The 20,741-nt window shown below is 34.2% G+C and carries 11 protein-coding genes; 4 read left to right on the top strand and 7 right to left on the bottom strand.

Annotated features, from left to right (window positions below):
* The first annotated feature begins 117 nt into the window (after nt 1-117).
* Nucleotides 118-2,238: an elongation factor G gene (locus ACXAFS_RS06405; protein ID WP_475305977.1), complete on the top strand. Its 2,121-nt coding sequence runs from the start codon at nt 118-120 to the stop codon at nt 2,236-2,238.
* An 11-nt stretch (nt 2,239-2,249) separates the two neighbouring features.
* Nucleotides 2,250-2,630: a hypothetical protein gene (locus ACXAFS_RS06410; RefSeq protein WP_475305978.1), complete on the top strand. Its 381-nt coding sequence runs from the start codon at nt 2,250-2,252 to the stop codon at nt 2,628-2,630.
* Between the two features lie 76 nt (nt 2,631-2,706).
* On the opposite strand, the gene ACXAFS_RS06415 is transcribed toward ACXAFS_RS06410, so the two are convergent.
* From ACXAFS_RS06415 to ACXAFS_RS06440, 6 genes are all read right to left on the bottom strand, one after another.
* Nucleotides 2,707-3,696 carry a PorP/SprF family type IX secretion system membrane protein gene (locus ACXAFS_RS06415; RefSeq protein WP_475305979.1) on the bottom strand — a complete coding sequence of 330 codons (990 nt, stop codon included), beginning with the start codon at nt 3,694-3,696 and terminating at the stop codon, nt 2,707-2,709.
* A 31-nt stretch (nt 3,697-3,727) separates the two neighbouring features.
* Nucleotides 3,728-11,950 (bottom strand): T9SS type B sorting domain-containing protein, encoded by an 8,223-nt coding sequence (locus ACXAFS_RS06420; RefSeq protein WP_475305980.1) that lies wholly within the window; start codon nt 11,948-11,950, stop codon nt 3,728-3,730.
* Nucleotides 11,951-12,015: 65 nt separating this feature from the next.
* Nucleotides 12,016-14,667, bottom strand: coding sequence for a PorP/SprF family type IX secretion system membrane protein (locus tag ACXAFS_RS06425; RefSeq protein WP_475305981.1), 2,652 nt, complete (start codon nt 14,665-14,667; stop codon nt 12,016-12,018).
* 1 nt (nt 14,668) lies between these two features.
* Nucleotides 14,669-16,138: a T9SS type B sorting domain-containing protein gene (locus ACXAFS_RS06430; RefSeq protein WP_475305982.1), complete on the bottom strand. Its 1,470-nt coding sequence runs from the start codon at nt 16,136-16,138 to the stop codon at nt 14,669-14,671.
* 69 nt (nt 16,139-16,207) lie between these two features.
* Complete coding sequence (locus ACXAFS_RS06435; RefSeq protein WP_475305983.1) at nt 16,208-17,527, bottom strand: hypothetical protein; 1,320 nt, start codon at nt 17,525-17,527, stop codon at nt 16,208-16,210.
* 267 nt (nt 17,528-17,794) lie between these two features.
* Nucleotides 17,795-18,262: a hypothetical protein gene (locus ACXAFS_RS06440; RefSeq protein ID WP_475305984.1), complete on the bottom strand. Its 468-nt coding sequence runs from the start codon at nt 18,260-18,262 to the stop codon at nt 17,795-17,797.
* A gap of 426 nt (nt 18,263-18,688) precedes the next feature.
* Here ACXAFS_RS06440 and ACXAFS_RS06445 point away from each other — a divergent pair, with 426 nt between their 5' ends.
* Complete coding sequence (locus ACXAFS_RS06445) at nt 18,689-19,273, top strand: hypothetical protein (protein WP_475305985.1); 585 nt, start codon at nt 18,689-18,691, stop codon at nt 19,271-19,273.
* An 81-nt stretch (nt 19,274-19,354) separates the two neighbouring features.
* On the opposite strand, the gene ACXAFS_RS06450 is transcribed toward ACXAFS_RS06445, so the two are convergent.
* A complete protein-coding gene (locus ACXAFS_RS06450) occupies nt 19,355-19,858 on the bottom strand; it encodes a hypothetical protein (RefSeq protein ID WP_475305986.1) in 504 nt (167 codons plus the stop codon).
* Nucleotides 19,859-19,974: 116 nt separating this feature from the next.
* Here ACXAFS_RS06450 and ACXAFS_RS06455 point away from each other — a divergent pair, with 116 nt between their 5' ends.
* Entirely contained in the window at nt 19,975-20,640 is a 666-nt protein-coding gene (locus ACXAFS_RS06455; protein WP_475305987.1) for a hypothetical protein, read from the top strand.
* Nucleotides 20,641-20,741: the final 101 nt, after the last annotated feature.

A 20,741-nucleotide genomic window follows, 5' to 3' on the forward strand; every position in this document is an offset into this window, starting at 1 on the left:
CTTTTAAAACTCAAAAATATCGAAAACCTAACTTATATCATGTTTTTTCATTTGTATGAGAACTACCTTTAAGGGTATAATTTTTAAGGAGTTTTAATATTCAAAATCTTATGACATATGAAAGTATTCGATAACAAACACATTAAAAATGTGGCATTTGTTGGTGCGCATCGCTCTGGCAAAACCACATTATCTGAGACCATGCTCTTTGAGGCAGGTTTAATAAATAGAAGAGGTACAGTAGAGCAACAAAACACAGTTTCCGATTATCATGAATTTGAGCACCGCAGAGGTGCTTCTGTTTTTGCAACACCTTTGCATACAGAATGGCGCAACTATAAGATTAATATTATAGACACACCTGGTTTAGACGATTTTATAGGTGAAATTATGTCGTCAATAAGAGTTGCTGATACTATTGTTACAGTAATTAATGCAAAACATGGTGCAGACATCGGTACAGAAATTATATGGAATTATGTAGATAAATACCATAAGCCTACATTATTTGTTATCAATAAAATTGATAGTGAAAAGGCTAATTTTGAAATGAGTTTTAATAGTTTGAAAGAACTTGTTGGTAACAATGCCGTATTGGTACAGTATCCAATAAAAATAGATGGCGCACAATGCATCATTGATGTTTTAAAAATGAAATGCTATAAGTTTGGTCCAGAAGGCGGCAAGCCAGAAAAATTACCAATTCCTGAAGACCAAATAGACTATGCTAATCAACTTCATAACGAGCTCGTAGAAAAAGCTGCTGAGAACGATGAAGAATTAATGGAGTTGTATTTTGAAAAAGGTACTCTTAACGAAGAAGAACTTCGCAAAGGCATTAAGTTAGGTATGCTTAACCACGACTTTTTCCCTGTATTCTGTGTTTCTGCTTTAAAAGATATGGGTACCGGAAGACTTATGGGCTTTATAGATAATGTGGCGCCAGCTGCAGCAGATTTAAAACCAGAGCAAACGTTAGAAGGAAATTTAGTAAAACCAGAAGTAGATGCAGACACATCTTTGTTTGTTTTTAAAACGATTTACCAACCAAATTTAGGTCAGATTACATTCTTTAAGGTAAAATCTGGTGAGGTTAATGTAAATGATAAGTTGTTTAATACTAGGACAGGTGAAAGCGAAACATTAAACCAGTTGTACATTATGGATGGTAAAGAAAAACATACTGTACAAAAATTAACTACTGGCGATATTGGTGCAACGACAAAACTAAAATATACTGAAACCAATGATACACTGGCAACAAAAGCCGAAGCAGGAACTATTAAACCAATTAAGTTTCCTCAGCCACGTTTAGTAAAAGCTGTTTTTGCTGAAAATAGTAGTGATGAAGAGAAGTTAAGCGAAGCACTTAAGCGTATTCATAGTCAAGATCTAACAGTAGATTTAAGTTATAATACAGAAACGCATCAAACCTTAGTTGGAACACAAGGTGAACTTCATTTAGCAACATTAACTTGGATTCTTGAAAACATCTATGATGTAAAAGCTAGATTTGAAGCACCAAAAATTTCCTATCGTGAAACTATTCAGAGAAGTGCTACAGCAAATTATAGACATAAAAAACAAAGTGGTGGTTCTGGACAATTTGGTCAGGTGCACCTAAAAATTGAACCGTATTATGAAGGTATGCCAGAGCCTGAAGGTTTTTCAATAAGAGGTAGAGAAGAGGTAGACTTGCCTTGGGATGGTAAATTGGTATTTTACAATTGTATAGTAGGTGGAGTTATAGATCAACGTTACTTACCTTCAATAATGAAGGGCATTTTAGAAGTAATGGAGTCTGGACCATTAACCAAATCTTATATAAGAGATGTAAGAGTTATGGTATATGATGGTAAGATGCATGCTGTAGATTCTAATGATATTTCTTTTAAAATAGCAGGATCTCATGCATTTAGAGAAGCATTTTTAAATGCTAATCCTAAGCTTTTAGAACCAATAGAACAAATGACATTACGAGTACCAGAACAAATGGTAGGTAATGTAATGACAGAACTACAGAGTAGAAGAGCGATTATTCAAGGTATAGATACAGAAGCACATTATCAAATTCTAAAATGTACAATCCCTTCTGCTGAGTTGACAGATTTTTCTACACAATTACGTTCGTTAACACAAGGTAGAGCAACCTATTCAACAAAGTTTGATGGTTATGCATCAGTACCAAATCATATACAAAAAGAATTAGTAAAAGAACAAGAATTAATAACCACTTAAAATATTGAGATATGCACAGTAAAGTAATGTATTTAAGCGATTTAAAGTTTAATATAGAAACATGGAAAAGAGAGTTGAGATTTCATTTTAATGAGATGGATACGTTTCAAGAAAAGTTGGAAGAAGCAGTAGCGAGAATTGATGACCCAATAGCTTTGAAAAAGTTAGAAGTTTTTCAAAATAGAATAATGATTGAAAAAGATGCTATTTCTAAGCTCTTACACAGATGCCGAAATAAAATAGCCAACATTAACAATGTAGATTTTAATGAAAATATAGATGGTAGACTTCAGAATGAACAACACACGTTAAAAGAAGATATGCGTACATACATTAAACTACATTATGATCTTAAGGAGGAAATGATGGACTATTTTTTAGAAGTCCTTTAGTTCTATTCATAGCTTAATAATTGAAAAGCCACGATGATGAATCGTGGCTTTTTCCGTTATTTATTATGCTGAATTTTTATAATCGATAATAACTCTGACTACTACCTTTTGTACAAGGACAATTACTAGCACTTTGTAATAAGTTTAAACCAATGGTAATAACATGTGTACCAGAATTAAAACCAGATAAATCATTGAAAGTTAATTGGTAAGAATATGCAAAGTATAATTGATTATGCAATATTCCTGCCATAGGACCAAGGTTTAATGGATCTAAAAACTGGTCATTTAAAAAACGGTAGGATGCACCAATCCAATAATAATCACCATTTCTATTAAACTTTCTATACTTAAAATTAAGGTCTGTAGCAGAACGATTATCACTATCAAAAAACTGAAAGAAAACTGAAGGTTCAAATTCTACATCTTTGTTACGCTTTGGGCTAAACACATATCCTGAATACACCTGATAGTTTAATAGTAAGCGTGGCTCTATTCCTCCAGTAAAATCATCAATATCTTTTGAAACTAAATTGTTAGCATTAAAACTTAAATAAAAGTTATTCCAGCGATAAAGTAATCCAGCATCAAAATTATTGTTATTAATGGCTCTATCGCCATTGATGGCAGGATCTAAAATTGGAATTTCATAAGTAGTATTAAAGTTTTCAATATCAATTCTAAAATTGTTGATGTTATATGATAACCCAAGTGATAAGTACTGTTTAGATTTCCAATCTAAAATTAAGTGATGCGCAAAAGATAACTTAAGACCTTTTTGACGTGTATTACCATTTTTGTCATTGTATGCAGATACACCAATACCTGAGCGGTTAGATATTCTAAAATCTGCATATATAGATTGATTGTCTGGTGCATCTTTAATACCAACCCATTGCGTTAATCCATTAGCCCTAATTTTTAAATTGTCACCAATACCAGCGTAAGTTGGTGAAATTACAAAATCGTTATCTGCCAAGTATTGTGTCCAAACTGGTAAGTTAAGTTCTTGGCTAAAGCCTTGAGCTACCGTTAGGAATAGTATGTATATTAAAATTCTTTTCATCTTAGTAGGTTTAGTTCATTAGATTAAGGGATTATCTGTAAAGGGTAAAGTGGCCAACAAATTCTTTATTCACATTTGGGTCGTTAGTCTGTACAACAAACCAATAGTCACCAGTTGGCAATTCGTGACCATTGTATCTACCATCCCAAACTTCACCAACTCTGTAGGTTGCAATCTTTCGACCATAACGATCAAAAATATCAAAGGTTAGGTTAGGGTAGTTGTCTACACAACCAGGAGCCCATGTATCATATTCACCATCACCATTTGGTGTAAACCAGTTTGGTATACAAGGGCCAACAAATTCTAGTTCAATTTCTGCCTCAGCAGTACAGCCAGCACTATCAGTAACCGTCACAACATAGACACCAGTTTCTGTTATAGTATAAACATTTGTACTACCATAATTCTCATCATTCATTGTGAATGTATAATCACCAGTTCCACCTGTTGCATTTGCAATGATTTCATTAAGTTCACCTTCAGCTAAGCTTAAGGTAACTGGCTCATAACCTTCAATATCAAATAGTTCTGTTCTTTGTATACAACCATTAGTGTGTCTTACGTCTATGTAATGTCCTGTTCCTACAGGTACATTTTCAAACACATTACTTAATTGATAATCACCTCCGTTTAATGAATAATCAAATTCAGATAAATCTTCATTTGATGCATCAATAGTTACGGTAACCATATTACTCTGTGCATTATCCTCACAGATATACTCTATATTAATTTCAGGGTTAATAACAACAGGCTCAGGGAATGTGATGTTCCATTCAGATTCACAACCTTGCGCATCTCTAACATAAACGATGTGATCTCCACCTTCAAGATTTGTAAAGTCGAAAACCGTTTGAGTTGCACTTCCAGTTGTATATGGTCCATCATAATTGTCTAAACTCACGCTGTATGGTAAATTTCCACCATCAATTTCAATACTAAACTCACCATCTCCATCACCATCACAAGTTTCTGGGAAGAAAGCATCAGGTAGAATAGTAATGATTACTGGTTCTGGATCTACAATTGTAAAGTCGAACGTTAAATAACAACCTAATTGATCTTGAACAATCAAAGTATAGTCACCAGCTGATAAGTTTTCAAAAGTATTGGTTTCAAAAAACTGATTTAACTGTGGCGAAATAGCATATTGAATAGTTCCTGTTCCACCAGTAGCAGAAACGATTACAGAGCCATTATTGTTTCCAGCACATGTAATGTTATTTACTTCTATAGTTGCGTCTAATGATGTTGTAGGCTCAGTAATTGATATTGGTGTAGATGTTACTTCACAATCTCCACTTTCTACCATGATCAAATAATCACCTGCTACTAATTCTGTAAAATATCCAGGTGTATTTTGAGTGGCATTGATTGTTGCACCAGATGTGTCTTGAAGAGTATAACTATAATCTCCTAATCCACCTTGCGCTGTGGCTAAAATTGATCCTGTGTTGTCGCCAGCACAATTAATGGTTGGATTAGAAGATTCTAGATTAATCACTAACTCAGGTAATGGATCAACTGTAATATCGTTAGATACGTTAGAAATACAACCGTTAGCATCTCTCACGTAGTAGTTATACGTACCTTCAGGAACTGAGAATGTTGTTGAAGACGCAAAACTTCCTATAACTGTTGTAAAATCAACAGTGCTACTATACTCGTATGGTCCTGTGCCACCAGAAGCACTAAGTGTTAATGTAGATTCAGTTAAACAAGTTTGTGTTGTTGTTCTTACTAAATCAACATCAAGTGGAGTAGGATTAGCAATTTCAATTTCTAATGAGGTCATTTCACAATCAAAACCATCAGTAATGGTTACTGTATAAGTTCCTGCTCCTAAATCGTTAAACACGTTAGAAGTTTGTGGACCAGAAGAACTTGTAACTGGCGTAATGGTATTTAAAGTATATACATAGTTGCTGCCTTGTCCACCAGAAACCATATCTACAGATATACTTGCATTCTGATCACCAAAACAATCTAAAACTGTAGTGCTTGGTGTAAATGTAGCTGTGATTGGATTTGGTAAACTTAGTGTTATCGTTTCTGAAGCAATACAACCTTCAACATCTCTAACATTTACAGTGTATGTTCCAGCTGATAAATTTTCGAATACATTATTTGAAGAAAAAGCAACAGTAGCTTCACCTGTTAATTCATATTCATAATTGCCCCAACCACCATCAGCGATAGCTGTTATTGTACCTTCACTGTCTGTACACGTTACGCTTGAAGATTCAACTAGATTTAAAGTCAAAGCCTCTTGTGGTGACGTTATAACGACACCTGCTGAATTAGAACAATATGGGAAATCTGTTTGAGTGATTACAACATTAAAACTACCAGCTTCCATACTTGTTACCGTCAATGGGTTTGTAGCTGTGTTAGCATTTACAATACCTGTAACAGATGTTCCAACACTATCAAATACTTCATAGGTATAAGCACCTGTAAAGTTTGTGATGTTAATGTCGAAGGCACCTGTATTGTCACCAAAACACGTTACACTATCAGATGTTAATGTAAATTGCGGTGAAGTTGGCTCGCTTACTGAAATTGTAGTTTCAGAAGTACAAGACAATACCGTGTCCGTAATTGTAATTGTATAAATACCTGAAGGTACACCAGTAAAGGTGTTACCAGATAAACTTACTGAAGCAGGACTAGGAGAAATACTATAAGCATAAGAACCAGAGCCACCAGAACCAGTTACTGTAATTTCACCATCATCATTATTACAAGAAGGTATTGTAGTAGCATCTGCAACAATAGCGATTGGTTCAGCAACATCAATAGTTACCAAATCAGAACAACCATTAGCATCTTGAATTTCTATAGTATGTGTACCTGCAAATACATTAGAAATAGTGAAAGGTGCAGACTGAGTTTGAAAAGCACCTCCATCTATACTAAAACTATATGGAGCAGTACTTGGTGTGTCTAAATTTACTACAATTTCATAATCACCATCTTGTAGCTCACAAGCATTAGTTACTGAAGCTGATATTTGAGGTGAGTCATCCATATCTACAATGGTAGCAGGACTTGTTACAATACATCCATAAGCATCTAAAACATGAATGTAATAGGTGTCAGCATCAACATTAAACACACTTGAAGCATCCCAACCAGCATCAGTAGCTAGAGGAGCAGTAGCAGTAGTTGTGATTTGATATTGATATGGTGCCGTTCCATTTTGTCCTATGGCACTAATAACACCTGAGTTTGGATTACAATTAGCGTTTTGATCAACAGAAACCGTTAAATTTAAAGCTACAGGAGATTCAAGAATCTCGAATATTTGTGAAGCCGTTTCACAACCATTAAAAGAACCTGAACCATTTTCTGTAAAGACTAAGTAATATTGACCAGGTGATAATGTTCCTGGATTTGGAGTTGTAACCGTTTCAGGAGTACCAAATGTTACCGCAATAGTGTTTGGTCCATCTACCAATTGATTATCAAAAGCAGAATAGATAGTGTAATCAACAGATGTTGTTGTGCTATCAAAATTATCTATTGTAAAGGTTACACTACCATCAGCAGCACCAAGACAAGTCACATTGTTAGGAGCCACAGTAGAAGTTAGGGTAGAAGCAGGATCTATTGCAAAATCCGCAGCTTTTACAAAGTAACAATCAGTCACTAAATCATGAACAACAAAGGTGTAAACTACACCAGGGATTAAGTTTGTAAAGGTTCTTGTATCTCCACCTGGAGTATCTGGTGGTAAATAACTTGTTGTATATGGAATTGTATTGAACTCTAAAATTCCGAACTCATAACTACCACTACCTACTGCAGACACAGCAGTAACTTCAGCAGTACCACCTGTTGTACAATCTGGAACAGAAATATTAACGTTAATCACTAAATCTGATGGAGGAGACGCCATCGTTATTTGTTGCGATAAACTACAACCATTAGCATCTACAACATTTACAGTATAATTTCCGTAATTAATAATATTGAATGTATGATCTTCATTAGAAGTGGCATTGTATGGATTTCCAGGAATAACATCACCAAAATTGTTAGAAATAAAATAGGTAAATGGAGCTGTACCACCAGCAACATTTTCAACGGTAATAGAACCTAAAGAAGAACCTCCAGGATTATTACATGTAATATCTACTTTACTTAAATCGAAAGTGATTGCATCTGGCTCAGAAAGTGTTATAGTTTCAGTTGTAGCACACGAGTTAGCATCTGTTATTGTGATGGTATAGGTACCAGCAGTTAAACCAGATGTTTGTGTACCGTAATCCGTTGCTGTGGTGTCATTATTTACATTTATAGTAAATGGAGGAGTACCAACAGTAGTATCTATAGTAATGTCTATAGAGCCATTTGCATCTCCATTACAAAGTATAGGTTGGCTTTCAACAACTGCATTAAAAGCAGGTGGCGAAATTGGATTTACTGTTATAACACCAGATTCTGCAGTACAACCATTAGCATCCGTAACTTGGAATTGATATGTACCTGCTGTGGCAGTATTATAAGTAAATGTTGAAGGAGTACTTCCTAAAGCACTATAAGGTGCTCCATTTATAGAAACTTCATAAGTATAAGGAGCAGTACCTGTGATGGTTCCTGTTAACTCAGCATCTGGAGTTGCAGTACAATCTAATGTTTCAGTAAGTACAACATTTATAGTTGGACTTGGGATAGGATCTATAGTATAAGATTCGCTATATGTACAATCATTTTCATCTCGTACCTGAAATGTATACGTATCTGGTGCAAGACCAGTAAATACATTTGAAGTTTGATATGGTGTTACAGCTGAAGCTGGTGCTATAATTTGATACTCTAAAGTACCATTTTCGCCAACAACGTTAGATATTGTAACATCGCTAGTTAATGCAGGACAGGTTACAGGAGTACTTGTAAAATCCATGTCTGTTGGAGGATTTAACGCATCTATAGTAATAGTGTTTGTAACAGCTGTGCAAATATTAGTATCTCTAATAGTGATGGTATATGTGCCTTGAGTTAAACTAGTGAACACATTACTTGTTTGAAAATTAACACCATCTATACTGTATTCGTATGGTGGATTTCCGCCGGACACACTTGTTACAGTAATCTCTCCTGTACCATTACAAGTAAAAGGTGCCGACAATTCTGCTGTTCCAGAAATGGCTGCATTTTCAATAATAGTTACTGTTTGAGGATCTGTTGTACAAACCGAAGGACCTGATGTGTATTGTAAAACAACATCATAGTTTCCTGCAACTAATCCTGTAAATAAAGATGCGTTAGAGAATGTAGTTCCGCCATCAATACTATACTCAATAGCATTTCCGTTTGGATTGGTTACATTGATTGTAATTGTACCAGTATCTCCTGTACCACCACATAAAATATCTGTTGAAGTTACATTAAATTCTGGTGCAGGAATTTCATCTACCGAGATTGTAGTTGTTGCTGTACAATTATTTGAATCAACCACAAGAATGTCAAAAGTTCCTGCTGAAGTCACTACAATTTCTGGTACAGTTTGAAAATCTGTAGAACCATTAATAAAGTAGAAGTAAGGTGGTGTTCCTCCTTCAGGATAAATGGTTATTTCACCATCTGTACATGTTAACGGTACTGTTACAGCTGCAGATACCGTTAATAAAGGTGGTTCAACAATAGTAACGTCTTCAGAATATAAACATCCATTTTCAGTTTCTACAGTTGCTGTATAGGTTCCTGGATTAAGGTTTTCAAATAAATAAGAATTTTCCATTATTGGACCAACAGTATTCACTATGGTTCCATTTTCACTAAGTGTGAAAGTATACTGAGGGTCTACATCATTTGCTGCTAACTGAATACTTCCTAGTTCACCAAAACAAAGTGGCTGAGTAATTGTTGAAGTTACTGTAAAATCACGCTCTCTAATTAAAACATCAGGAACAGAGAAAATACATGGATTCGTTGGTACACCAACTTGTCTTACATAAACCGAATACGTTCCAGGTGTTGTTACTGTAAATACATTACTAGTTTGATAGTTTGTGCCATCGATACTAAACTCATACCCAGAAGGCACATCATTAACCGTAATACTTCCATTTGTAGTACAAATAATATCTGTTGATACTACTGTTGGTACTAATAAGTTTTGATATACGTTAAAATAGAACTGATTGAAACAACCACCAGGATAATTAATAGTTAATCTGAATTGACCAGCAGTATTAGCTAAAAAGTCAGCACCTGTCGCAACTTCATTCCAAGTACAACCAGGATCTTCATTAGCACAATCTGGATCTGAAACAGCAGCACAACTAGATTCATCTAATTGTTCCCAGATTATAGAAATAGAATCTGAAATATTAGTTTCAATAAATCTTGAATCATCCGCACCACACAAGAAAATATTTGGTAATAATTTACCATCATTAGGACAAGTAACAACTTCATCTGCATAAGGGATTACAGGATTTTCTATATCACCACCAAATAGTTCAACTTCATAAATTTGCTCTATAGATTGACATGGAGCAACAGCAGTATTGAATGAATAATAAGTTCCGGTTGCATCAACTGTAATAGTTTGAGTATTACCAATAACAGGCGTTCCTGTTGGACTTGTAGACCATGAATAAGAATCATAACCATTAGCAGCAGTAAGTTCTACAGTATCACCACAAAGAATAATTTCTTCAACAAATTCACAATCTAAATCCGCTAAAAAGTTTGTTGCTTGTGGTGATAACAAACAACCTGTATTACTGTTTAAACTTGGATCGTCTGTAATTTGAAATGTTGGATTAAAAAATCCATTATAAGTGGCAAATGCCTGATTATTAATAATGTTAGAACATGCATCTGCTAAATCACCACAGCTACTTACAACTTCTACTTCAATTCTAATTTCATAACGAGGATCATTTTCTTCTACAAGCGAGTTATCGATATCAAAAACCAATTCCCTAGTTACAGGATCGTAGCTAGCCACAGTTACACCTGGAGGAAGAATTAAATCTGTTGGATGATTATAAATAATATTGATTGGTAAAATATCTCTAATCTGAAAATTAGTCGCATTATCATTACCTACATTTTGAAAACCAATAACATAATTCAATTGAGCACCAAGATCTACTAACTGGCCTCCAATATCATTACCAGCATCATCTTCAACAAGTTTTGTGAGTACAATATCTGGTTCAATAATTTCAACAGCAAAGGCAAAGAAATATGGGAAATAGGTATCACCACTTGTTTCTAGTCGAATTGTACCAGAAGTGGCATCATTAGCGATTACAGAGTTTCCTGGATTAGGAATGGCAATTGTACCTGTATCAAAACCAAGTGTATTTGTGCTATTAGGCACACGGTTTGTAACCGGAGTAGCATCTAATCTTGTTACCGAACTGTTGAAAAAATTAGCCACAGGACGGTCTGCAGTAGATAAACTAACACCATTTAATCGTAATCTATCACCTAAGATTGGACTATCACCTTCTAACGTAGCAAACGCAAAATTAGCTCTTACAGGTGCAGGAGCAGGAACAGTTCTAAAACCATTAACAGGAATGTCTAGGTTAGGGTTTCCACCAGGAACACTAATAGCACTGAAACCATCAAAACTAGTAATTGATTTACCAGGAAGTGTAGGATCTTCGTACACAATAAATAAAGACCAACCAGCAGATTGACCAGTACCATTATATGGATTAAAATTAGCAGTCTCACCAACACCAGAAGAAACATTTGCTACTGTATAAGTACCTAAGTCAGCACCAGACCCAAAGCTGGTTACAAAATCTGTGACATCTGCAAAACAGGCATATGAGAAACTGTCTCCACCATCTATGGTTGTACCATTGGCATCAAAAATTATATTACCTGTAATATCTGTATAGCCTCCAGAAGGTCCTTTTAACCTTACCTCAGTGATAGGTTCGTTACCAGGATTTACGGCTCCCCAATATAAGCCTGCATAAATGATTCGGTAACAATTTGGATTCGGGATTTCTAAATCCGCACTTGACGAACTAAAAGTTGAAGGATCACCATCAATATCAATATATTGCATATTAACATTGTGGTTGTAAACACTTCCGTCGTTGAAAGCATCGTTGTTAGGACCCAAAATATTATTCCCAATTAATACTATGTCTCCTTTTAAATCCTCATTAAATCTTGGTGTGAATGGCACATAATTTTGTGCATAACTGACCATGCCGAAGCATAGTGCTATTACGACTATTAATGCTCTTGAAAAAGTAGGTTTTTTCATGATACTTGGTTTTAATTCCTCACATTTACTTGGGGCAAAGTATTTGTGAAGAATGGCTTAACTTATTAGTTTTCTATTTTCACGAGGGTCATTTTTACATTATATGGTCTGTTTCCTTTGTCTTCCATAGCTTTATTAGCTGCACTAATACTATCAAACTTACTATAGTAAATGTAGTATTTACTTGTATTTACATCATAGAAGAAATCTACATTAGCACGTCCTGAAGCTACGACCTTAGTTAAAAATTCATTTCTCTTATTTATATCACTATGTACAGCAATAATTAGATAGTAACCACTTTCTGTATTACTAACATTCTTTAAAATCTGAATATTCTCACTCTGCTCTTGACCAAAGTCAAAATCTTCAGAAGTATATGGTGTTTCTGCTGGTTTTGTTGTTCGTTTTATGTTTTGAAGCATGGCTCTGTCCTGAGAATATCTGTCTTGCTCATTGTCATAAGCAGCACGCTTAATTCGTCTTCGCTTTTCGAACTCTGTTGCTTCTTTAATTAATTCTAATCTATTATCAAGTTGAATTCTTAATGTTTTTGCCTCAGCTTGTTTGAGTTTTAAATCTTCTATTTTCTTTCTATAGAAAAGATTGACTTCATCAAGCTTAGTTGTTTTATAGCGTTCTTCATAAAGTGAATTTAAAGAGTCTATCTTCTCAGTTTGAGATTTAATAACTTCATCTAAATCAGATTTTATAGCATTAAGTTTGTTGTTCTCAGCAGTAACGCTTTTAAATGGTTTAGGTTTAACAGCTATACCTTGATCACTTAAATCATTTTCTTCTTTTAAATCTTTTAAATCTTCATCTTTTATATCAACAATCTTTTCAAATTCTTCAAGAAGTTTATTTTGTTGTTCACTAGATGATTCTGCATCTTTAGTCAGCGTGGCAATAGTTTTACCAATCTCATCTTTTGGATTTTCTACTAATTCCTCTTTTGCGTCCGCTTCTTCCTTAGCTTTTTGCTCTGCTAGTAATCTAGCTTTCTCAGCAGCTTCTTCACGAGCTTTCTGTTCTGCTAATTGTTGCGCCTTAGCTCTTGCTTCAGCTTCCTCTTTAGCCTTTTGCTCTGCCAATAGCTTTGCTTTAGCATCAGCCTCTTCCTGTGCTTTTCTTGCGGCTTCTTCTTTAGCTTGTTGCTCAGCCAGTAATCTGGCTTTTTCAGCAGCTTCTTCACGAGCTTTCTGTTCTGCTAATTGTTGTGCCTTAGCTCTTGCTTCAGCTTCCTCTTTAGCTTTTTGTTCTGCCAATAACTTTGCTTTAGCGTCAGCCTCTTCCTGTGCTTTTCTTTCGGCTTCTTCTTTAGCTTGTTGCTCAGCTAATAATCTAGCTTTTTCAGCAGCTTCTTCACGAGCTTTCTGTTCTGCTAATTGCTGTGCCTTAGCTTTAGCTTCAGCTTCCTCTTTAGCCTTTTGCTCTGCCAATAGCTTTGCTTTAGCATCAGCCTCTTCCTGTGCTTTTCTTTCGGCTTCTTCTTTAGCTTGTTGCTCAGCTAGTAATCTTGCTTTTTCAGCAGCTTCTTCACGAGCTAATTTTGCTTTAGCCTCTCGTTCAGCTTTTTCCTCAGCAAGTTGTTTTGCTTTTGCTTGAGCTTCTGCAAGCGCATTAGCCTCCGCATATTTCTTAGCTTTTTCTTCAGCTTCTCTATCTAATTTGGCTTGAGCTCTACGTTCTGCTGCACGTTCTCTTATACCTGCCAATTCTTCTTCTGATGCTTGTACAATTGGTTTGATTCGTTTTTTGGTGAATAATCCACTAACTTCTTCATCACCACTATAATCGTACTTCTTTTTTGTGATAAATCTATAGGCCAAAGTAACTTCATGTGAAGACCCAAACTCTACGAGCTCACCAATAGACTTTTCGATATTATATTCTAAGGCAATATTTTTGGTAACATTAAGACCTAATCCACCAGATACACCATATCGATTATTGTAACCTACTTGAAACCAAATACCTTTTGGAACATTTAAAGTTGCTATTCCAGAAATTAATGTCTCATCTTTTCTGAACTCTGACATTAGTATACCTGAGAATTTAGTATCCTTAAAAAAACCACGTCCATCAAAAAATCCTGTGTGCATTACATGTGCTTTGATACTTTGCTTAGGATCGTCCTCAATCATAGAAGAGGTTTCAAGGTTGTATAGCACCAAATTATTGATAGAAATACCAAAATCTAAAAATTCCGTTCCGTAGTTGATACCTGGATTTACAGTCAGTAAAAAGTTTTCAGGTACATTCTGTAAAGATGGGTCGTCAAAATTTGTTACAACATTTGAGGTATTTACTCCACTTTTATAGGCAGCAGCATTAAGACCAAAAGTTAAGTTACTATTGGTATTTAGTTTTACGTTGTAGGCAAAATTTAATAAGCCACCAAAAGTTGTTAGTACACCATAATTTTGTTGAAAAGCTGCAACACCAGCACCAATATTTTCGGCAAAACGACCAGAATAACTTCCTAAGAACATTTCTGGAGCATTATCGAACTGTACCCATTGTCTTTTGTTGTTAAAACTTATGTATTTGTTTTGTTCTCTAACAAAAGTGAAGGTAGGGTTGATGTTGTAACGGTTAAAAACCAAAGAGTTTCTTATTGGTAAATCAAAAGAAACAACTCCATCATCTTGTTGCGAAAATGCTACCTCTATGGTAAGGGTCAATATGAATAGTATGAATAGATGTGTTTTCATGCTACTTTACTATAGTTATTGATCCTTTTTTAACATTGCCTTCTACAGGTGTTATGATATAGTAGAAAACCTGGTTGACACTTGTAAGATTTAAATCATCTTCTGGCCAGTTATTTTGATAATCTAAGGTTTGAAAAACGACTTTTCCTTGTTCGTTTAGTATCATTACCTCAGTATTGGTTCCGGTTGTGTATTCTAATGGAATTACCCAAGTATCATTAATAAAATCTCCATTTGGACTTATAACATTTGGGATATTTGGTACATCTGGAAAAGGTTCCACACCTCGTTCTACGACAAAATCGTAAGTTCTAGAGCCATTACAACCTACGGTTTCAGTAATTACTACACTGTAGCTTCCTAATTCTGTAGCGTCATAAGTATTTTCAGTTGCTTCCGTAATAACTTCATCATTTAAATACCATGTGAATTCCGGGCTAACAGCATCTGTTATAATTTCAATATATAATGATTCGTCCTCTAGAATTTGATTAACTTCATCTACATTTATCTCGCTATTAAAAAGCTCACTTACTAAATCTATGGTACCTATTGCCGAGCATTCTCCTAAATCTACCTGAACTGAAAACGTACCAGACTCATCAGTTTGGTACATTTGATTTGTTGCATCTGGTATTTCTATTCCATCTTTAAACCATTGATAACTATTGCCACCTACAGTACTTAATGTTGTAAGTCCTTGTTCTGGGCAATATGGATTTCCTAAACTAGATGAAATGGTAACATCAGCTTCGCCAGAAGTACTGACTTCACTTATTGTTACACGATTAGAAAATGAATTTGAAGTACATGTACCGTAATTGGTTTCTACGAAATATGTACCTTCTTCATCTACTAATAGAGAAGACCCTTCAGCAACAAAGACTGAAGTTGTTTCACTAGTTTCTTTATACCAGCTAAAGGTAAGAGAAGGGTAGTTGAGTGGTGAATCATTATTACCTGTACCAGGATTATCTATAGTTAACAAATAACTACCACCTGTACAGTACGCACCAGTTGAAACTAAATTATTAATTGTAAAAGGTGAATCCTGAAGCTTATAGTAAGCTGCAAAAGGTACAGAAGGTGTACTAGTAGCAGCAGGAGCACTACTTTTTATTCTAATTCTATAATTTTCACCAGCTGTGGTTTCTGGGATCGAAAAATCTACCGTTGCAGGTGATGTTGTAATCCATCCAGCTGATGATGTGTAAATAACTTCAGCATTTGAAAAATCACCATCTGCATCAGATAACTCAACAGTAAATTGATTTGAAGCATTTAAAGCTGACTCGGGTGAAAATACAAACGTCGCACTATATGTATTAAAAGAATCACTTGCACATGCTTGACTAAACCCAAGATTAGGTTGACCAATAACCAGCTGTGCCTGAACTTGTTCTATTGAAAGAAAAGTTACAACTAGGCAGAGGGAGATAAGCAGTTTATTTAGTTTAGTAGTTTGAGGCATATGCTTATTGTAATTTTTAATCTATAGGCTTTTGGTATTAAGATGGTTAATCAATAATTATACTAAATACTAATCATCATCGTCATCATCTATAAAATCATTTGAGGCAATGATTCTATTTACTTGTAATCTAAAATCAGGATTTCTGGTACTGTTAGCTGCGATAAAAGTTTCCTTATCAGAACCTTTAGCGTAAAGATTGTTAAACGCTCTGCTACCATACCAGCTTTCTAAATCATCATTATTAGTGTATCCTTTTCTGTAGATATTCCCTTTACAATTATTAAAGTAGGTTTTTGTAAACTGAATTTTTTCAAGGTTTTCGTTGTTTAGCTTAATTTTATCATCTAAAATTACAGCAGGATAAAAACCTGAAATTACACTCTTATTTATTGCAAAAGATGCATCAGCACCAACATAAATAGCTTCTTGTACAAGTCCAACTTGTATATCTGACTTAATATTATCAGATACATTAACTAAGGTTAAGTTTTCTGCATTAACAAACGTTTGTCGTTTTGAAGTATCAGATTCTTCTTTGTTGTCATAAGACTTTATAACCATACATCTTGAGCCATTTGCGCTAGACACATAAGGTGATCTTATAGCTAAAGAATTAATTAATTGACACTGTGTTCCGTAGTTAAATTCGTAGTCATTAATATTTGATCTGTACGATACCAATTTTTCAAGTATTGCAGAACCACCAAGAACATTAAATGAATTACCAGCAGAGTAGCTTACCATTACATTCTCAACAACAGTTTTATTACCAATACCAGCAAGCGTTAAAGCATTAAAGTAACCAAACTTTTTTGTTCGCTTTCCTGCAAATTCGATTCTTACATATTTTAAAATTCCAGAATCACTCTCTGTATTATTACCACCATAAGCAATGTGCTCAGTAGATGATGGTTTTAAACCATAATTAAGAGAAGATAATTGTCCGTAAGTGTTTAAAGGAGCATCACCTAAAATAAATATTCCTCCCCAATCACCAGCTTTTTTACTGTCTCTGCTTGAAGTGAATATGATAGGATCTGTTTGAGTTCCTTTTGCCACAAGTTTAGCACCTTTGCTAACAATTAAAGATGCTTTAGAATCAAAATCGCCGAGTATTCTGGTTCCTGGCTCAATAGTTAATGTAGCACTGTCAGTTACAAATACATCACCAATAAGAAGGTAAACATCTCTCTTAAGTAGTTTTGTGTCTTTTGAAATTTTCCCACTCAGAATCTGAGTTGGTTCACCATACTCTGATTGACTAGGTTTAAACTCTGTCCATGAATTCAGCCAATTGTCGTAGCCAATTATTCCTTTTTCCTGTTGTGCAAAACAGTTGCTTAACACTAATAGAAAAATAAGTGCGGTTTGAATAAAATTTTTCATAGTAGTTAAATTCGTTAATTTGGGTTTTTAAGTAATTTTTTCAACTAATTGCCTCAAACATAGTAATTAATCCTATGAAATACAAGAAATTATCGTTGAAATACATAATTTTAAGAGTTGATTATTATTTTTCCTACAAATAATACGAATTTTAAGCAAAAAAACTTAATATTTAAGATATTGAATATCAGTATTTTATTAAAAATGTTTATAAAATAAAAAACCTCGCAAAATTGCGAGGTTAAAAAACATGAAATTGATTATAGACTAATCCTCTTTAAAATCGTTATAAGTGTGTAAAGCCTTTAAAGTAGATTCATAGAACAAAATCGCTGCAATAAGATCATTAGTGTCTGAATAGGGTAGGATCTTGGTCTGAAACTCTACAGTACTTTCAAAATATTCGTCAGAAGCTTCTTTATTATCTTCTAAGGCCTTTTTATTTTCTTTTGTCTCTGGAATACCTAAAGATTTCATAGTTACACCAGGTTTTGTAGCAAAAGCAATATTTGGAAGAATATTTACAATAACTTCTATACGTTCTATATATAATGTTAATAATTCACCCTTAGACATATCATCTAATTGTTCTCTACTGTGGTATTTAGAAATATTTACTTTACCACTAATAATACTTTGTGAATTATCACTCTTTTTAGATGCTGAATCTTGGGCATTTCCAAATCCTATCATTAGGAAAAATAAAGCACCAAATAAAGTAAGTTTTGTTTTCATATTTATAGTTTTGATTTGGACTAACAGTGACAAATCTATATAAAATAATCACAAAAACAACTAATTTCAGGCTTTTTTCTTGAAAAAATTTTAACACTTTAAATGCATATTTCATGGATAAACTGCATAAATAGTGGATTAAAGGCATATTTCGTCGATAAAATACATGTGTGAATTTTAACACTTTTCGAGTAGAATTAGAGTGAAAAAAATTCATTTTTTTATGTGTTTTTAGAAAATTTTAATATGGAAAATGATGTGTTTTAAATTAAAAATTACAGGCTTTAGAATGGCGTTTTAGAGTGTATTTTATCGTTGATTTTTGCATTTTTTTTCATTTCGTCGCAAAATTATTGCAATCATATGATTTTTAAGGTACTACAGATTTTTTAAAGCAAATTTGACCGAACCCAAATCATATTCGTCATGAAAAATCTAATCGCTGCTTTTTGTCTGATTTGTTTTTATAGTGCATTTAATCCTAGTTATGCACAAGAAAGCCCAATATACGATAGGGCAGAGGACCAACTGACAAACACAGATACTATTCCAGATTTTAGATCTAAGACTAATAAATTAAAATTAACTGGTGTTATTTACCAAAGTGATGGTGTTACACCTGCTAAGGATGTTATTCTTTTTATAGAACAACCCGATGAGAATGGTGATTTTGATCTAAGACGTGCTGGTGATCAACGTTATGTTTTTCATAGAAGTTGGGTAAAAACCGATGAAGATGGTAGATATACCTTTTATACATTTATACCTGGTAACGACAGACGTTACAACCAAATGCAGCAGATTTTTCCTATTCTTAAAGAAGCATCAAAAGAAGAAGTACAATTAGAATCTTTATTATTTGATGATGACCCTTTGTTAACCAAGCGTTGTAGAAAGCGTTTAGCTAAGAAAGGAAATACAGAACGCATATTAACTACAAAGAAAGAAGATGGCATTTTAGTTGCCAAAAAAGATATTGTATTGTCTGATGATACTGAACCAACAAAATAGTCAACATACATATTAATTAACCGTAAAAGCCCTGAATGTTATGTTCAGGGCTTTTTTATTAGTGGAGTAGTAGTTCTCTATTTAATCACAAACCGATGCAACAGGCACATCGAAGCTTCCTTGCACATTTATAGTACCAGGTGTATTATCTTGGCGTCTGTAGTTAATACTAAAAGAACCTATATAAGTTGCACAATTGCCATCTACATTCACTTCAGTAATAAAAACATTACCATCTTCAGATAAGTAGATACCACTGCCAGATAAAATCATACTAGAGGTACTGGTCGTATTACTTACATATGGTGCTATGGAATATTGCGTACCTTCGTTGGCACTAGGTATTGCAAAAAACAGACTATTATTACTGTTATCGCTCGATGTAAATTTAAGACCTAGATTCCCTGCTTCAATAGTGTCTCTATCGAATGTAAATAACTCATCATTAAAGCTATCTCCATTAACTCGTAATGAATAATGACCTTGTAGCATTGGATCTTGAGGTCCATCATCACTATCGTCAGAAGAAGAACAGCTAAAGATTAAGGTTGCTAAAATAAATGTGGTAAAAACTAATTTTTTCATGGTGTTAGATATTAAGATTTACTCTTATATCGTAAAACTTGAATTTTGTCATCAAAAAATTCAGGAGTTTTTAGTTTTAGATTGTTTACTATGTATAAACCAATTAATTAATAACTATGAAAAACATTTATCTTATCGCATTAGCATTAATCATGTTTAACTGTTCTAACGATGACGACAACAGTATAGACCCTACACAATACAACGCAGAACTTAGTGTAATAGAAAACTTAGAGAATGGAGTAGCAGTCCTAGATATAACAACTGAAGTTGGAGTAGAAGCCTTACATGGATTAGAATTTGGAGGTGGATATATCTATTATGTAGATGAAACGGATGGTTCTTTAATGATTGTAGCAGATTATTCTGAAATTGGTACAAAATCTTGGGGAGACCATTTTGATTTAACCAATGGAGAGCTCATTGGTGATGGCCAAACCAACACACAGCTTTTAGTAGATGGTAACCTTAACGATAACAGTACTGTACCAAATGGGTTAGAATTTGGTAGTGATGACTATGTCTTTAAGATTGTTACGGATTTGGTGTATAGAGACCATGACGATTGGTTTGTACCAAGTAAAGCGTCTATAGAGGCTATATTTAATAATGTGCATATGCAAGGCATTGGTAACTTTGATGAAAACCAGTTTTACTGGACTTCTACTAAGGTTGGTTATCATCCGTACGTGATGAGTTTTAATTCTAATTTTGGTGGTGCTGCGTTTTTTGGATCTTGTTTTGATAGTAGCGCAGTTATTCTTGTGAGGAAACATCAATAAGTATTGTTCATAAATTTTGTTAGTATGGCCTGTATGTAATGTACAGGCTTTTTTATTTGATGAACTTAATGTTTTCGTCACTTCGAGTGATTGCGAAGCAT

This window comes from Winogradskyella sp. ABM4_392 (assembly GCF_056160445.1).

Excerpts from the sequence above, each read along its gene's own strand:
- ACXAFS_RS06405 (WP_475305977.1), top strand. The coding sequence starts at position 118 with ATGAAAGTATTCGATAACAAACACATTAAAAATGTGGCATTTGTTGGT.
- ACXAFS_RS06410 (WP_475305978.1), top strand. The coding sequence starts at position 2,250 with ATGCACAGTAAAGTAATGTATTTAAGCGATTTAAAGTTTAATATAGAA.
- ACXAFS_RS06415 (WP_475305979.1), bottom strand. The coding sequence starts at position 3,696 with ATGAAAAGAATTTTAATATACATACTATTCCTAACGGTAGCTCAAGGC.
- ACXAFS_RS06420 (WP_475305980.1), bottom strand. The coding sequence starts at position 11,950 with ATGAAAAAACCTACTTTTTCAAGAGCATTAATAGTCGTAATAGCACTA.
- ACXAFS_RS06425 (WP_475305981.1), bottom strand. The coding sequence starts at position 14,667 with ATGAAAACACATCTATTCATACTATTCATATTGACCCTTACCATAGAG.
- ACXAFS_RS06430 (WP_475305982.1), bottom strand. The coding sequence starts at position 16,138 with ATGCCTCAAACTACTAAACTAAATAAACTGCTTATCTCCCTCTGCCTA.
- ACXAFS_RS06435 (WP_475305983.1), bottom strand. The coding sequence starts at position 17,527 with ATGAAAAATTTTATTCAAACCGCACTTATTTTTCTATTAGTGTTAAGC.
- ACXAFS_RS06440 (WP_475305984.1), bottom strand. The coding sequence starts at position 18,262 with ATGAAAACAAAACTTACTTTATTTGGTGCTTTATTTTTCCTAATGATA.
- ACXAFS_RS06445 (WP_475305985.1), top strand. The coding sequence starts at position 18,689 with ATGAAAAATCTAATCGCTGCTTTTTGTCTGATTTGTTTTTATAGTGCA.
- ACXAFS_RS06450 (WP_475305986.1), bottom strand. The coding sequence starts at position 19,858 with ATGAAAAAATTAGTTTTTACCACATTTATTTTAGCAACCTTAATCTTT.
- ACXAFS_RS06455 (WP_475305987.1), top strand. The coding sequence starts at position 19,975 with ATGAAAAACATTTATCTTATCGCATTAGCATTAATCATGTTTAACTGT.